Here is a 14,638-nt window from a genome sequence, read left to right as displayed (position 1 = left end):
GGCGGATTGATGAACATCGCACGCGCATCCATTGATCGCCCTATCTATACATGGCTGGTCATCCTGATCGCCTTGTTCGGCGGCATCTGGGGATTTCTGTCGCTTGGCCGTCTGGAAGATCCAGCCTTCACAATCAAAAACGCCGTCATCGCTACCCAGTATCCGGGGGCAACGGCTGAACAAGTGGCGCTGGAGGTTTCAGAGCCACTGGAATCCGCCATCCAGCAGATGGGCGAGGTCAAGACAATCACATCAATGAACCAGCCCGGTTTTTCGCTGATCGAGGTCGAGATTAACTCAGCCTATGATGGGACCGAGCTACCGGAGATCTGGACCAAATTGCGCGCCAAAGTCCGTGACGCCTCACGGGAGCTGCCATCGGGGGTGGGTGAACCGCTGGTCAATGACGGGTTTGGCGATGTGTTTGGCTTGTTTTATGCGGTCACGGCCGAGGGCTTCTCGGACGCTGAAAAACATGAGCTTTCCACATTTCTTCGGCGCGAACTACTGACGGTTGACGGTGTCGCGGATGTCGAGGTGATGGGGCTGCCGCAAGAGGCGATCTTTATCGAACCCGACCTGTCTATTTCGGTGAACCAGAACGTGCCTCTGCAGGCGCTTACCGACGCGATTACAAATGCGGACTCGGTAAACTCGTCGGGGTCATTGCGATCAGAAGATGGCCGGACCGCGATATTAACCGCCGAAGGGTCCGATACGGTTTCCGCCATAGCTGGCCTTTCTGTTGGATCGCAGGGCCAGGTTATCAACCTGTTCGATATGTCGAATGTACATCGTGGTCGCCTAACCGATCCCAATGTCATCATCCGGTTCAACGGGACCGAAGCCTTCACTCTGGGTATCGCTGGGCTTTCGACTGATAATATCGTTGAGGTCGGCAAGCGTGCTGACGCGAAATTTGCCGAGTTGGATTCTCAGATCCCCTATGGTGTCGAAATCCTGCCGATTTACCAGCAGCACGTCGTTGTTGAGCAGGCATCGAACGATTTTCTGGTGAACCTCGCGCTGTCGGTCTCTATTGTTGTTGCGGTTTTGGCGCTGTTCATGGGTTGGCGCGCGGCTGTGGTTGTGGGAACAACTCTGTTGCTGACCGTGGTTGGCACGTTGTTGTTCATGGCATTGTTCTCGATCGAGATGGAACGAATTTCGCTGGGCGCTTTGATCATCGCGATGGGTATGTTGGTGGACAACGCCATTGTGGTGGCCGAAGGAATGCAGATTGCAATGCTGCGCGGCAAGAATTCGCGCGATGCGGCGGATGAGGCTGCGGCCAAAACGCAAATCCCGCTGTTGGGAGCAACGGTGATTGGCATCATGGCTTTTGCCGGGATTGGTCTTAGCCCTGATGCGACGGGTGAGTTCTTGTTTTCGCTATTTGCTGTTATCGGGATATCGCTGCTGCTGAGCTGGACCCTGGCGCTGACGGTGACTCCGATGCTTGGGCACTATTTCTTCAAGCAGGGCAAAGAAGGTGAAATTGATGCCTATGGCGGGATCATGTTCCGTGTTTATGGCGCGATCCTAAACTGGGCGCTGCGGTTCCGTTGGATGGTGATTGCAATGCTGGTGGGCATTACGGTGGTCTGTTTCGCAGGATTTGGCTTGGTCAAACAACAGTTCTTTCCAGACTCGAATACACCGCTGTTTTTCGTGCATTACAACCTGCCGCAGGGCACACCCATTGCGCGCACCGCCGAGGATATGGCTGTTTTCGAAAACTGGCTGGCGGATCGGGACGATGTGGTATCTGTCACGACATTTGTTGGGCAAGGAGCAACTCGTTTTTTGTTGACCTACTCTTCGGAAAAACCGAACCCCAGCTACGGTCACATGATCATCCGGACGGAAACATTGGATGACATTCCGGCTTTGCGGGCGGATCTCGAGGCGTTTGGCTCGGCGCAGTTCCCCGAAGGCAAGTTCCGCACCAAGCGGCTGGTCTTTGGTCCTGGCGGCGGTGATCCAATTCAGGCCCGTTTCTCGGGAAGCGATCCGGCGGTGCTTCGGCAACTTGCGAATGAGGCTGTGCAGACGATGCGCGCGGCCTCGCCCAATGCGCTGAACGTCTATCACGACTGGCGCGAACAAGGGCTGGCTGTCCAGCCAATTTATGCGACCGAACGGGCGCAGACCGCTGGGGTGTCGCGCGAAGATATCGCGGCGACTCTGCAATTCTCGACCGATGGGATCACCGGTGGTGTGTTCCGCGAGCGCGACCGTCTGATTCCGATCATCTTGCGCCGCCCGGTGGACGGGGATTATTCGATCGTGGATCAGGTTGTATTCTCGGACCAGTCGCAGAAATTCGTACCGATCGAGCAGATGGTCGACAGGTTCGAATATAAGGCACTCAATACGCTGGTTCACCGCCGGGATCGTGTGCTGACCATTACGGTAGGGGCCGACATCCCGCCGGATTTGACAGCTGCGCAGGTTCATTCCGAAGTCCGCACAGCCATCGAAAGCATGGAGCTGCCAGCGGGCTATCGACTGGAATGGGGTGGAGAGTTCGAGAATGCTGGCGATGCAAATAAAAGCCTGGGTCGTCAGTTGCCGTTGAGCCTGTTGATCATGGTTCTGATTTCGGTGCTGATATTCAACGCCATTCGTCAGCCGATCATTATCTGGCTGTTGGTACCGATGTCGGTAAACGGAGTGGTGATCGGTCTGCTGGGCACGGGTCTGCCGTTCACATTTACGGCGCTACTGGGACTGCTTAGCCTATCGGGGATGCTGATCAAGAATGGTATCGTTTTGGTCGAAGAGATCGATTTGGTACGTGCAACCGGGCAGGGGCTGCGTGAATCGATCATCGAGGCTTCGGTCTCGCGTTTGCGCCCGGTGATGCTGGCCGCAATCACGACGATTTTGGGTATGGCTCCGTTGTTGACGGATGCGTTCTTCAGGTCGATGGCGGTGACCATCATGGGTGGTCTGGCCTTTGCCACGGTCCTTACCATGGTGGCGGCCCCCGTGTTCTACATGGTGTTCTTCCTGCCGGAGGAACGGCGCAAGAAACCACCGCAGCCGGTTGTCTAAATGAAAAACCCCCGGTCATGGACCGGGGGTTTTGCTTTATTCTGGTGTAGTGGGAGAAGGTCAGCCTTGCAGGGACCTGACCTCGACATCACCTTCGGCCTGCGCCTTTATCGCCAACGCGGCAGCGTGGCTGGCGGCGGCGGTGGTGAAATATGGGATCTTGTCATAGAGCGCGATGGACCGGATGGCCTTGCTGTCCTCGACCGCCTGTGCACCTTCGGTGGTATTCATCACCAACTGTACCTGACCATCTTTAAGCATGTCAGCCACGTCGGGGCGACCTTCGTAGACCTTGTTGACCAGATCACAGGCAATACCGTGCTCGGCCAGCCAGCTTTGCGTTCCGCGGGTGGCGACAAGGGCAAAGCCCTGTGCGGCCAGAACCTGTGCGGCCTCAAGCATGGCAGGCGTCTTGTCGGCATCCTTGATCGAAATAAACGCACGTCCCGAGGATGGCAGCACCATTCCCGCACCCATCTGTGCTTTGAGGAAGGCGCGGGGGAAGTCGCGGTCCCAGCCCATGACTTCTCCGGTCGAGCGCATCTCAGGCCCCAGAATAGTGTCGACGCCGGGGAACCGGGCGAAGGGCAGCACCGCCTCTTTCACCGAGAACCACGGCATATCCGGGTCTGCCAGTGTCATCTGGTCGGCGATCTTGGTGTCGTCCACGGTCTTGTAAGCCGGGCGCAACGGGAAATCCGCGAGCTTCTCGCCGGCCATCACACGCGCGGCGATGGAGGCAATGGCGCTGTCCGTGGCTTTGGCCACAAATGGCACGGTGCGTGAGGCGCGCGGGTTGACTTCGATCAGGTAGATATCGTCATCCTTGATCGCAAATTGTACATTCATCAGGCCGACAACGTTCAACGCCTTGGCCAGCTTGAAAGTCTGATCCTTGATCCGGCTAATCACCTCTTTCGACAGCGAGTAGGGCGGCAGCGAACAGGCGCTATCGCCCGAATGCACGCCAGCCTCTTCGATATGCTGCATGATGCCTGCGACATGTACGTCCGTGCCGTCGCACAGGGCGTCGACATCCAGTTCAACCGCGCCCGCCAAATAGCTGTCCAGCAGCACGGGGCTGTCGCCCGAGACCACCACGGCCTCGTTGATATAGCGCCGCAGCTGGTCCATATCGCGCACGATTTCCATCGCGCGGCCACCCAGTACATAGGACGGGCGGATCACTAGCGGAAAGCCGATATCCTCGGCGATTTTCAGCGCCTGCTCGTCGGTCGAGGCAATGCCGTTATTGGGCTGTTTCAGGCCCAGATCGTTGACTAGCGCCTGGAAGCGTTCACGGTCTTCGGCCAGATCGATGGCGTCCGGCGTGGTGCCGAGGATCGGGATGCCTTCCTCTTCCAGCGCATTTGCCAGTTTCAGCGGGGTCTGACCGCCGAACTGCACGATTACTCCGTGCAACGTGCCGTTTTCTTGTTCCTTCGTCAGGATTTCCATCACGTGCTCGAAGGTCAGAGGCTCGAAATACAACCGATCCGAGGTGTCGTAGTCGGTCGACACGGTCTCGGGGTTGCAGTTTATCATGATAGTTTCATAGCCCGCTTCAGTCAGTGCGAAACAGGCGTGACAGCAGCAATAGTCAAACTCGATCCCCTGACCGATCCGGTTCGGGCCGCCGCCAAGGATGACGACCTTTTTGCGATCGCTCGGGCGTGCCTCGCACTCAACATCACCCATCATAGGGGCTTCGTAGGTCGAGTACATATAGGGCGTCTGCGCCTCAAACTCGGCAGCGCAAGTGTCGATGCGTTTGAACACTGCGTTAACACCCAGATTGCGGCGGGCGCGGCGTACATTGCCTTCGTCACGGCCTGTCAGGTTGCCCAAGCGCGCATCGGTAAAGCCAAGCATTTTCAGCCTGCGGATGCCTTCTTCGGTCACCGGCAGGCCGTCTTTGCGCAACTGACGCTCGGCCTCGATGATCTCGCGGATGCGGGCCAGGAACCAAGGGTCAAATTTGGTGACCCCAAAAATCTCATCATCGGTCAAACCATGACGCATGGCCTGCGCGATGGTGCGCAGACGGTCGGGGGTTTGCTTGCTGATCGCTTTGATCACCGCGACTTTGTCACTGACCTCGTCCCAGATACCAACGTTCAGGCCGGGGATTTCCACTTCATCAAAGCCAGTCAGGCCGGATTCCATCGAAGCCAGCGCCTTTTGCATCGATTCGTGGATCGTGCGGCCAATGGACATGGCCTCACCCACCGATTTCATCGCCGTGGTCAGGTAAGGTTCAGAGCCGGGGAACTTTTCGAACGCAAATTTCGGAATTTTTGTCACGACATAGTCGATGGTTGGTTCGAAGGAGGCGGGCGTGACCTTGGTGATGTCATTGTCCAGCTCGTCCAGCGTATAGCCAACAGCCAGTTTGGCCGCGATCTTCGCAATCGGGAACCCGGTCGCCTTGGACGCCAGCGCGGACGAACGCGACACGCGGGGGTTCATCTCGATCACGACCATCCGGCCGTCTTCGGGGTTGATCGCCCATTGTACGTTCGAACCGCCAGTCTCGACCCCAATCTCGCGCAGAACGGCGATGGAGCCGTTGCGCATGATCTGGTATTCTTTGTCGGTCAGTGTCAGGGCAGGGGCCACAGTGATCGAGTCGCCGGTATGCACACCCATCGGATCGATATTCTCAATGGAACAGACGATGATGGCGTTGTCGGCCGTGTCGCGTACCACCTCCATCTCATACTCTTTCCAACCCAGCAGGCTCTCATCGACGAGGATTTGGTTTACCGGCGAGGCATCCATGCCCGAGCGGCAGAAGTGAATATAATCCTCGCGGTTATAAGCCACACCGCCGCCGGTGCCGCCCATGGTAAAGGCGGGGCGAATGATGGCAGGCAGGCCGATGTCTTCCAGATCGCCCAAGGCAATCTGGACGCCAGCATCAAGATCGGTGGAGCCGTCGTCGCGCTTGGGGGCGGTAACGATGGTGGCCTTGGGGTTTTCGATGCCCAGCCGATCCATCGCTTCGCGGAATAGTTTGCGGTCTTCGGCCATTTCGATGGCGTCGCGGGTCGCACCGATCATCTCGACACCGAACTCGTCCAGTACGCCCATCTCTTCCAGTGCAAGTGAGGTGTTCAGTCCGGTCTGCCCACCCATTGTGGGCAACAAGGCGTCGGGGCGTTCCTTCTCGATGATCTTGGCGACAACTTCGGGCGTGATCGGCTCGATATAAGTGGCATCAGCCAGACCGGGATCGGTCATGATTGTCGCCGGGTTTGAGTTTACCAGAATGACCCGGTATCCTTCTTCGCGCAGGGCTTTGCAGGCCTGTGCGCCTGAATAGTCGAATTCGCAGGCCTGACCGATGACAATGGGGCCCGCCCCGATGATCATGATCGACTGGATGTCGGTTCTTCTCGGCATAGCCTGTTTCCTTCGGTTAACTGCGAGTCAGGGCACCGCCCGCGTGCCCAAATTGTTCTGCGTTATAGGGACCGCGCCAAAAGGTTCAAGAGGTATCGGAAACAGGGGCGAAATTGCCGCTTTCCCCTCTTTCCCTTACCGCCGTATTGTCTATACCGCGCAGCACGACAAATGAGGATGCACGTGCGTATTCGTTTTGATCAGGGGCCGGCCGGATCGGGAACTTATTTCGAACGGCCAGACCGGGTGTTCCGTGCAGACAATGCGGAGGACGTGCCACAGGCTTTGTCGGCGCTGGATGAGGCACGCGCGGATGGGGCCTGGCTGGCCGGTTATGCAAGCTATGAGCTTGGATATGCGTTGGAACCCCGCCTGTTGGACCGTATGCCTGCTGACCGCCGCCTGCCACTGCTGTGTTTCGGCGCCTATGATGCGCCAGGCCAGTGCGATCTGCCCGCACCCCTAGGCGGTGTTGCCGAATTCACACCGCGCTGGGACGAGGCAAGATATGCACGCGCCTTTCAGCAGGTCCACGATGCGATCGGGGCCGGGGATATCTATCAGGCCAACCTGACGTTCCCCATTGACCTGACATTGCAAGGGGATAGCGCCGCGCTTTATGCGGCGTTGGCTGTGGGCCAGCCGGTCGGTCACGGAGTGCTGGTTCAGCAGGATGGTTTGCCCGATTTGCTCAGCCGCTCGCCAGAGTTGTTCTTTCGCACCGGTGCAGATCGGACGATCGAAACCCGCCCGATGAAGGGCACACAACCCCGCAGCGAAGACATGGCCGAGGACGCGCGCCGCCGCGATTTCTTGTCGAGAGACGAGAAGAACCGCGCTGAAAACCTCATGATCGTTGACCTTCTGCGCAATGACATCAGCCGGGTTGCGCTGCCGGGGTCCGTGAAGGTACCCGAGCTTTTCAAGGTCGAAACATATGCAACCGTGCATCAGATGATCTCGCTGGTGCAGGCACAGCTGCATCTTGGGGCAGAACTTTCCGATATCCTAAACGCTTTGTTTCCCTGCGGCTCGATCACAGGCGCGCCCAAAATTCGCGCGATGGAGATTTTGACTGATCTCGAACCCTGGCCACGCGATATCTATTGTGGTGCTATCGGCTGGGCCGCGCCAGACGGGCGATCCGAGTTCAACGTGGCTATTCGTACGCTGATGGTCGAGGGCAACAAGGCCACGCTGAATGTGGGTGGGGGTGTTGTCTGGGACAGCACAGCCCCATCCGAATATGAGGAAGCGCTATGGAAGGCACGTTTCGCCCACCAGCTGACCCTGACTTCCGTCTGATCGAAACGCTGGCATTCCGGCCAGAGAGCGGGTTTGTGCGTGTTGGAAAACACCTGGCCCGGATGGAGCGTTCGGCACGGGCATTGGGGCTTCCTTTCGATGCAGGGCGCGCGATTGCAACGCTTGACCAAGTTGCGGGTTCAATCTCGTTGCGCTGTCGATTGACGATGGACATCAGTGGCGGGTTTGGCGTGACAACTGGTGCACTGGCGGATAACCCGTCCGTCTGGCGGGTCGCAGTTTCCAATACGAGGCTTGCCGCCTCTGATATCTGGTTGCAGCACAAGACGACGCAGCGCGATGTTTATGACCGGGCCCGGGCGGCACTGCCCGAGGGCGTAGATGAGTGGCTGTTTCTGAATGAGCGTGACGAAGTGTGCGAGGGCACCATCACTAACATCTTTCTGGACATGCCCGATGGTCGTTGCCTGACGCCGCCCTTGTCCTCCGGTTTGCTTCCCGGGATCTTGCGCGAAGACTTGCTGGAAAATAATAAAGTCAGCGAGGCGGTGCTGACCATGACCAACCTGCAAAGCGCGGAAAGGTTCTGGATGGGCAATTCCTTGCGAGGCCTGATCTGGGCAGAATTGGCGGTACTGTGAACAGGCAAACCGATTGGGCTGAAGCCGCAGCATCTTCCCGTTGGTTGCGACTGGAATTCGGTTTGTTCTTCGTCGCCATACCTGTGCTGATCGCCGTACTTTTCCCGCCAAACTGGATGTTTCCATCGCTGTTTACCTTTACGGCCATCGGGATCGTGTTGTTGCATTTCACGCACGGATTTGCTTGGGCTGAATTGCGATATAACTGGCGCAACTGGTCCTGGTCCGAAGTCGCCGGCTTTGCTGTGGGAATGACACTGTTTTGTGTTGCGCTAGTACGACTGACCCGTCTCGAAGCTGCCTTTTTCCTGTTGCACAACCAACCCGAGCTGCTGGCGATGATTTGGGTGTTTTACCCATTCGTTTCCGCCCTGCCGCAAGAGCTGCTGTTCCGGTCGCTGTTCTTTCGTCGCTACCACGCAATCCTGCCCAATGGACGCACAGCTTATCTGCTGAATGCATCGCTCTTCTCGCTTGCGCATCTGATGTATTGGAGCTGGATCGTAGCTCTGATGACATTTGCCGGAGGGTTGCTGTTCACCTGGGCCTATCGCAAACGCGGATCGTTTTTCTATGCGGTTCTGCTGCATGCCATCGCGGGGAACATCATCTTTGCGGTGGGTCTGGGCATCTATTTCTACTCAGGCAACGTGCAAAGGCCGTTTTGACGGTGCGACTTGCCTTGACTTTCCCAGTCTGACGCGGTGTATCGGCCCGACCAATTCTGCGCCCGAAGGGATATGATCCATGCACGCCTATCGCAGCCACACCTGCGCCGCTCTGACTGCCGCCAATGTCGGTGAAACCGTTCGCCTGTCTGGCTGGGTGCATCGGGTCCGAGATCACGGCGGCGTTCTATTCATCGACCTTCGCGATCATTTCGGCGTCACACAGATTTTGTGCGACGGCGACAGCGCGGCATTCGCCGAACTGGAAAAAGTCCGCTCGGAATGGTGTATCCGTATCGATGGCACAGTCAAAGCGCGCGCCGCCGATCTGGTGAACGCGAAATTGCCCACGGGCGAGATCGAAGTTTACGTGCGCGAGTTGGAAGTACTGGGCGCCGCTGACGAGCTGCCCCTGATGGTGTTCGGCGATCAGGAATACCCTGAGGAAACGCGCCTGCGCTATCGTTACCTGGACCTGCGCCGCGAGGCGATGCAGAACAACATGACCCTGCGTTCGGACGTTGTCGCCTCGATGCGCAAACGCATGTGGGATCAGGGCTTCCGCGAGTATCAGACGCCGATCATCACCGCATCTTCGCCTGAAGGCGCGCGCGACTTCCTTGTGCCGTCGCGTTTGCACCCGGGCAAGTTCTACGCGCTGCCACAGGCCCCACAGCAGTTCAAACAGCTGATCATGGTGTCGGGTTTCGACAAGTATTTTCAGATCGCGCCCTGCTTCCGTGACGAAGACCCGCGTGCCGACCGCTCGCCCACCGATTTCTACCAGCTTGACCTTGAGATGTCGTTTGTCGAACAGCAGGACGTGTTCGACACGATCCAGCCGGTTCTGACCGGTGTGTTCGAAGAGTTCGGCGGCGGCCGTAAAGTCGATCAGGACTGGCCGCAGATTTCCTACAAAGATGCGGCGCTGTGGTATGGCAGCGACAAGCCCGATCTGCGGAACCCTATCAAAATGCAAGTGGTCTCTGACCACTTCCGCGGGTCTGGCTTCGCGATTTTCGCGAAGCTGCTGGAGCAGGAAGGCACCGAAATCCGCGCCATCCCCGCGCCGACCGGTGGTAGCCGTAAGTTCTGCGACCGCATGAACGCCTTTGCTCAGAAAGAGGGTCTGCCCGGCATGGGCTATATCTTCTGGCGCGATCAGGGCGAAGGGATGGAGGCCGCCGGTCCACTGGCCAAAAACATTGGTCCTGAACGGACCGAGGCGATCCGCCAGCAACTGGGTCTGGGCGTCGGAGACGCTGCGTTCTTCCTGGGCGGCAAACCGAAAGCCTTTGAAAAGGTGGCCGGCAGGGCGCGCGATGTGATCGGTGATGAACTGAACCTGACCGAGAAAGACCGCTTTGCCTTTGCCTGGATCGTCGATTTCCCGATCTATGAGCAAGACGAAGAAACCGGTGCGATCGACTTTGAACACAACCCCTTCTCGATGCCGCAGGGCGGGATGGAGGCGCTGAACGGCAATCCTCTGGACGTGCGCGGTTATCAATATGACCTGGCCTGTAACGGATACGAGCTGGTCTCGGGCGCGATCCGGAACCACAAGCCCGAGATCATGCTGAAGGCTTTTGAGCTGGCTGGCTACGGCGCGGATGAGGTGAAATCCCGCTTTGGCGCGCTGTTCAACGCCTTCCACTATGGCGCCCCGCCGCACGGTGGCTGTGCAGCTGGTATCGACCGGATCGTGATGCTTTTGGCCGATGAAGCCAATATCCGCGAAGTCATGATGTTCCCGATGAACCAGCGTGCCGAGGATCTGATGATGCAGGCACCGTCCGACCCGGCCTCGGACCAGCTGATGGAGTTGGGCCTGCGGATTATCCCTCAGGACTGATAGAAAACCTGCCACAGTCGCCTGTGGCGGTTTTTTTCTGTTTTCAACCCATTTCCAATTCTCTGTTAGCGGGTTTACAGGAAATGGTCCTTTTTCCTCTCGCGGCTGTTCCGAATGTCACGCGCGCTGACGCGTGTCTGTCTGTATGCCCACAGACAAAGGAGCGATGCGGTAATTAGATATGCGGTTGTCACTTCAGATAGCCTCGCGCTGTTCCAGACGGGCCTGCACTATTCCCGCAACTTGGGCTGTCAGAGCGGTGATGGGCATACCTGCGGCGCGTGAGGCTGCCAACTGCTGGGCGGCTTCGGCCAGAACCGTATCTTCCGCATCACGGGCAACGCCGCGCAGGAATTGGGCCGCATAGTCCAGTGACCGGTGGTCATTCGGTCCGGCCAGAACATCGGCGATATGTGCCATGTCGTCCTGATAGGCCATAGGATCGGGGCATATCACCTCATCCCGAACGGCGTGGAGCGTGGAGGGGCGGCGGTCTTCAGGTAGACAATTCAGAATAGACGACTGGAAATAGGACAGTGAGTTAAGCGGTTTGGCAAGAAACCCGTCCGCGCCAACCTCTGTCGCAAGGGTTTCTGAATTGTCGTCGCCTGACATGCCCAGGATCGCTCCGATCCGGGGCGTAGTCATGGCCAATTCGGCAATCAGATCAGCACCAGAGCCATCGGGTAGTCCCATATCCACCAAGATCACAGAAGGCCGATAGATTTGAAGGTGGCGTCGGGCGGATTTCAGGCAATCGGCTCGCCTGATCCGCGCACCCGAATGCAAACACATTAACCGGATGGCGTCGCAGGCATAGCGGCTGTCCTCAACAACCAAAATGGTTTGTCCCAGCAGCGGCCGCGTGGCCGTTGGCTGTGCGGGTGCGGTGAAGGGGCTCGAATCGTCCATGGGAGAACTCCTATTCAGCAGATGCTTCACGCTAGGAACTTCTGGCTAACACGGGGTTAACGGCAATTTGGCGCACTTGTCCTTTGCCTGATCTGTCCCCATAACCGCTGCAACACAGAAGTTAGGAGAGTTCCATGATTGGCCGCTTAAACCACGTTGCCATTGCCGTCCCTGATCTTATGGCGGCGTCTGAACAGTACCGCAGCGCTTTAGGTGCCAAGGTTGGCGCGCCGCAGGATGAACCTGATCACGGCGTTACTGTGGTGTTCATTGAATTGCCCAACACCAAGATCGAGTTGCTTTATCCTCTGGGCGATGACAGCCCGATCAATGGTTTTCTAGAGAAGAACCCCGCCGGCGGAATCCATCATGTCTGCTATGAGGTGGAGGATATCATTGCCGCGCGTGATCACCTGAAAGAAACCGGCGCCCGGGTGTTGGGTAGCGGTGAACCCAAGATCGGCGCGCACGGGAAACCGGTTCTTTTCCTGCATCCCAAAGATTTCAACGGCTGTCTGGTCGAGTTGGAACAAGTATAAACACCGGAGGTGTACACATGACGATCACTGCAGGACTGGTTCTGTTTGCCGTCATCTGGTTCATGACGCTTTTGGTGATTCTGCCGATCCGCATCAAGACCCAGGGTGATTTGGGCGAGGTCGTTCCCGGCACCCATTCAGGGGCCCCGGAAGTGCATCACATGAAGAAAAAGCTATGGATCACCACCGGGGTGTCGGTCGTGCTCTGGGCTATCATTGCAGGGATCATTATTTCGGGCGTGATTTCGGTACGGGATTTCGATTGGCTAAATCAAATGGAACCGCGAAACTAAGCTTCAGGGCGTTGGCCCTGACAGCTTATGAAAGATATGCGTGAATGTAGCAGCTCCGATAATCGGGATCACAAGATTCACCAGCGGAATAGACAGTGGGATGGCCATCAACGTGCCCGCAAGCCAAATTGTTGACGAATGTTGTGCCCGCAGTTTTCGCGCGCCCTCACGCCCGATACGGCGCATGGCTGCCAGCGTAAAATACTCACGCCCCAGCAGAAATCCGTTCATCGCCCAAAAGATAAACGGGGCCAGTGGCGTGAAGATCGCATAAAGGATCAGCGCCAGAAGGTTGGCCACAATCAGCACACCCATAAAACCAAGCGCGTCAGTGATCGCATCGCCTATCGGGATGCGTGGAACCGCGGGCAGGCTCGGATAATGCCTGTCCTCTACAGCTTGTGCGACATCGTCCAGAAACACAGACGTGATGGCTGAGGCGACGGGAATCATCAGAAACACTGGCAGGATCAGCACCAGGAAAATGCCGGAATAGCTGAGGACGTCATTCAGCCAGGGAACTGCACCAATGAATGGCAGCGATATCTCGTCCCCTGACAGCCGGTTGATCAGACAAATTGCACCGGCGCAGGCTGCGATCAGCATCAGGATGGTCAGGCCGATACCTCGCAGCAGAACCCCGCGGAATTTCGGGTCTCCGATCTGACCAAGCGCTGAAAAAAAGGCGTTGAGGATGATCATTCTGTGACCCATTCGGTCAGGGCATCAACATCCGGGCGGGGGCGTTCGGGCGGGGTCGAGCCCTCGGTCGCGATATGGATCAGACCGGCAACCCGTTCGTTATCCTGCAATTCAAACGCCTTGCGACAGAATTCCGGATCGTGGGTTTGCCAGCCAGACAACCAATTCGCGCCCCATCCTGCGGTCAAAGCAGCGTTCAGCAAAGCAAGGCAAACAGCCCCGGCAGAATAGGTCTGCTCGATGGCTGGAATCTTTTCCGAAGGCTTCTGAACCTCGATCACAGCGACGGCGAGATGGCCTAAATCGAACTGCCCGCGCGCTTTTTCAATGTCTTGAGGGGATTTGCCAAGCGCCTCACCGCATTCCTGCGTTAGCCCTGACAGGCGCCCCATTGCGCCTTTTTCAAGCACGATGAACCGCCAGGGTTCCAGTTTTCCGTGATCCGGGCTGCGGGCTGCTGCGGTCAGCAGGGGCATCAGCTGCTCACGGTCGGGGGCTGGTTCAATCAACGTTTTGGCTGGGCGCGATCGACGGGTCTGCAGAAACTCAAAAGCGGCCGGATTCTTCAAGGACATATGTTAACTTCCTTTACATAGGCTGTCTGTATCTGGTTGAACGTCTGGCGAGTTTCAAGTGCAATCGGCTGGACCAGTTGGATCAATTTCATTCCCCGCCCAACCGTGCAAGGGTCTTTGTTAACAGAAGGTGCCAATGGGAAAACCGAAACTAAGAAATCTTCCAGACCTGAGCGACCGTGTTGCACCGAATGCTGAGATTGCGGTCAGGGTTACCCCGAAAGCCGCAGCAGACAGGATTTTGGTTCGGGACGGAACGATCAGAATATATATCACTGCACCGCCCGAAAACGGCAGGGCAAATGAAGCCACACGTGAGCTTCTGGCGGTGGCGCTGGGGGTTGCTCCGTCCGCACTGATCCTGAAGCGCGGCCAGACATCGCGCGAGAAAGTCTTTGTGTGTCAAACCTGATCGGGGGTTTCGCGAATTTGGTAAACACCTTCGGGCAGATCCAGTGCCGCAGCCAGATCACGAACCTGTTCGGGCGAAAGCGTAATCTTCTGAACCTGGTCAGTGCGCGGATCCAGTTGTTCCAGCGTTACGCATTCTGCAAAATTGTTAATAACCACATCCTCGTTCAAAGGCTTTTCGCCTTCGTCCACCAGAGTTATGACCGTCGAGTCGAATTCATGCTCAATCGAAAACATGTGTCCAGCTTGCCGGGCGGAACATTGCAATGCAACCCGTTCTCGGGAAATCGTCCGGTGGCGAACCGCCTTGT

The 14,638-nt window shown here is 57.3% G+C and carries 13 protein-coding genes; 8 read left to right on the top strand and 5 right to left on the bottom strand.

The window, feature by feature from the left end:
- Nucleotides 1-9: 9 nt before the first annotated feature.
- On the top strand, nucleotides 10-3,060 hold the full coding sequence (locus AC2FHW_RS10950; protein ID WP_281972672.1) for an efflux RND transporter permease subunit: 3,051 nt from the start codon (nucleotides 10-12) through the stop codon (nucleotides 3,058-3,060).
- Between the two features lie 60 nt (nucleotides 3,061-3,120).
- Here the strand turns inward: AC2FHW_RS10950 and carB are convergent, their stop codons facing one another.
- The gene (gene carB / locus AC2FHW_RS10945) at nucleotides 3,121-6,465 is read right to left on the bottom strand and encodes a carbamoyl-phosphate synthase large subunit (RefSeq protein ID WP_496710469.1); all 3,345 of its coding nucleotides are present in this window, start codon (nucleotides 6,463-6,465) and stop codon (nucleotides 3,121-3,123) included.
- A gap of 177 nt (nucleotides 6,466-6,642) precedes the next feature.
- Here carB and AC2FHW_RS10940 point away from each other — a divergent pair, with 177 nt between their 5' ends.
- From AC2FHW_RS10940 to aspS, 4 genes are all read left to right on the top strand, one after another.
- A complete protein-coding gene (locus AC2FHW_RS10940) occupies nucleotides 6,643-7,770 on the top strand; it encodes an aminodeoxychorismate synthase component I (protein WP_271949252.1) in 1,128 nt (375 codons plus the stop codon).
- Nucleotides 7,725-8,372, top strand: a complete 648-nt coding sequence (locus AC2FHW_RS10935) for an aminotransferase class IV family protein (protein WP_496821918.1) — start codon at nucleotides 7,725-7,727, stop codon at nucleotides 8,370-8,372. Before AC2FHW_RS10940 ends, AC2FHW_RS10935 begins: the two co-directional genes overlap by 46 nt.
- Entirely contained in the window at nucleotides 8,369-9,040 is a 672-nt protein-coding gene (locus AC2FHW_RS10930) for a CPBP family intramembrane glutamic endopeptidase (RefSeq protein ID WP_496821916.1), read from the top strand. The genes AC2FHW_RS10935 and AC2FHW_RS10930 overlap by 4 nt, the downstream gene beginning before the upstream one ends.
- Before the next feature lie 79 nt (nucleotides 9,041-9,119).
- Nucleotides 9,120-10,895: an aspartate--tRNA ligase gene (gene aspS / locus AC2FHW_RS10925; RefSeq protein WP_496708118.1), complete on the top strand. Its 1,776-nt coding sequence runs from the start codon at nucleotides 9,120-9,122 to the stop codon at nucleotides 10,893-10,895.
- 195 nt (nucleotides 10,896-11,090) lie between these two features.
- Here the strand turns inward: aspS and AC2FHW_RS10920 are convergent, their stop codons facing one another.
- Nucleotides 11,091-11,807 (bottom strand): response regulator, encoded by a 717-nt coding sequence (locus tag AC2FHW_RS10920; RefSeq protein ID WP_496708119.1) that lies wholly within the window; start codon nucleotides 11,805-11,807, stop codon nucleotides 11,091-11,093.
- Between the two features lie 134 nt (nucleotides 11,808-11,941).
- Here AC2FHW_RS10920 and mce point away from each other — a divergent pair, with 134 nt between their 5' ends.
- Together mce and AC2FHW_RS10910 are read left to right on the top strand one after the other, a co-directional pair.
- Nucleotides 11,942-12,346, top strand: a complete 405-nt coding sequence (gene mce, locus AC2FHW_RS10915) for a methylmalonyl-CoA epimerase (protein WP_142636596.1) — start codon at nucleotides 11,942-11,944, stop codon at nucleotides 12,344-12,346.
- A 17-nt stretch (nucleotides 12,347-12,363) separates the two neighbouring features.
- Nucleotides 12,364-12,639, top strand: a complete 276-nt coding sequence (locus tag AC2FHW_RS10910; protein WP_142636598.1) for a DUF1467 family protein — start codon at nucleotides 12,364-12,366, stop codon at nucleotides 12,637-12,639.
- Nucleotides 12,640-12,642: 3 nt separating this feature from the next.
- On the opposite strand, the gene AC2FHW_RS10905 is transcribed toward AC2FHW_RS10910, so the two are convergent.
- Together AC2FHW_RS10905 and AC2FHW_RS10900 are read right to left on the bottom strand one after the other, a co-directional pair.
- Complete coding sequence (locus tag AC2FHW_RS10905; protein ID WP_496821914.1) at nucleotides 12,643-13,341, bottom strand: EI24 domain-containing protein; 699 nt, start codon at nucleotides 13,339-13,341, stop codon at nucleotides 12,643-12,645.
- Complete coding sequence (locus tag AC2FHW_RS10900; RefSeq protein ID WP_281972678.1) at nucleotides 13,338-13,916, bottom strand: nitroreductase family protein; 579 nt, start codon at nucleotides 13,914-13,916, stop codon at nucleotides 13,338-13,340. The genes AC2FHW_RS10905 and AC2FHW_RS10900 overlap by 4 nt, the downstream gene beginning before the upstream one ends.
- A gap of 136 nt (nucleotides 13,917-14,052) precedes the next feature.
- On the opposite strand from AC2FHW_RS10900, the gene AC2FHW_RS10895 reads away from it, so the two are divergent.
- Entirely contained in the window at nucleotides 14,053-14,328 is a 276-nt protein-coding gene (locus AC2FHW_RS10895) for a DUF167 domain-containing protein (protein WP_282027577.1), read from the top strand.
- On the opposite strand, the gene AC2FHW_RS10890 is transcribed toward AC2FHW_RS10895, so the two are convergent.
- Complete coding sequence (locus tag AC2FHW_RS10890; RefSeq protein ID WP_282027576.1) at nucleotides 14,319-14,564, bottom strand: DUF8831 family protein; 246 nt, start codon at nucleotides 14,562-14,564, stop codon at nucleotides 14,319-14,321. The two genes, AC2FHW_RS10895 and AC2FHW_RS10890, sit on opposite strands and share 10 nt — an antisense overlap.
- Nucleotides 14,565-14,638: the final 74 nt, after the last annotated feature.

This window comes from Ruegeria sp. YTSA108 (genome assembly GCF_059610185.1).
The sequence above is the reverse complement of the archived record's forward strand: the minus strand, read 5'-3'. Positions and strand labels throughout refer to the sequence as shown.

What these genes read in the sequence shown, in the direction of transcription:
- AC2FHW_RS10950 (WP_281972672.1), top strand. Translation starts at nt 10, where the DNA reads ATGAACATCGCACGCGCATCCATTGATCGCCCTATCTATACATGGCTG.
- carB (WP_496710469.1), bottom strand. Translation starts at nt 6,465, where the DNA reads ATGCCGAGAAGAACCGACATCCAGTCGATCATGATCATCGGGGCGGGC.
- AC2FHW_RS10940 (WP_271949252.1), top strand. Translation starts at nt 6,643, where the DNA reads ATGCACGTGCGTATTCGTTTTGATCAGGGGCCGGCCGGATCGGGAACT.
- AC2FHW_RS10935 (WP_496821918.1), top strand. Translation starts at nt 7,725, where the DNA reads ATGGAAGGCACGTTTCGCCCACCAGCTGACCCTGACTTCCGTCTGATC.
- aspS (WP_496708118.1), top strand. Translation starts at nt 9,120, where the DNA reads ATGCACGCCTATCGCAGCCACACCTGCGCCGCTCTGACTGCCGCCAAT.
- AC2FHW_RS10920 (WP_496708119.1), bottom strand. Translation starts at nt 11,807, where the DNA reads ATGGACGATTCGAGCCCCTTCACCGCACCCGCACAGCCAACGGCCACG.
- mce (WP_142636596.1), top strand. Translation starts at nt 11,942, where the DNA reads ATGATTGGCCGCTTAAACCACGTTGCCATTGCCGTCCCTGATCTTATG.
- AC2FHW_RS10910 (WP_142636598.1), top strand. Translation starts at nt 12,364, where the DNA reads ATGACGATCACTGCAGGACTGGTTCTGTTTGCCGTCATCTGGTTCATG.
- AC2FHW_RS10905 (WP_496821914.1), bottom strand. Translation starts at nt 13,341, where the DNA reads ATGATCATCCTCAACGCCTTTTTTTCAGCGCTTGGTCAGATCGGAGAC.
- AC2FHW_RS10900 (WP_281972678.1), bottom strand. Translation starts at nt 13,916, where the DNA reads ATGTCCTTGAAGAATCCGGCCGCTTTTGAGTTTCTGCAGACCCGTCGA.
- AC2FHW_RS10895 (WP_282027577.1), top strand. Translation starts at nt 14,053, where the DNA reads ATGGGAAAACCGAAACTAAGAAATCTTCCAGACCTGAGCGACCGTGTT.
- AC2FHW_RS10890 (WP_282027576.1), bottom strand. Translation starts at nt 14,564, where the DNA reads ATGTTTTCGATTGAGCATGAATTCGACTCGACGGTCATAACTCTGGTG.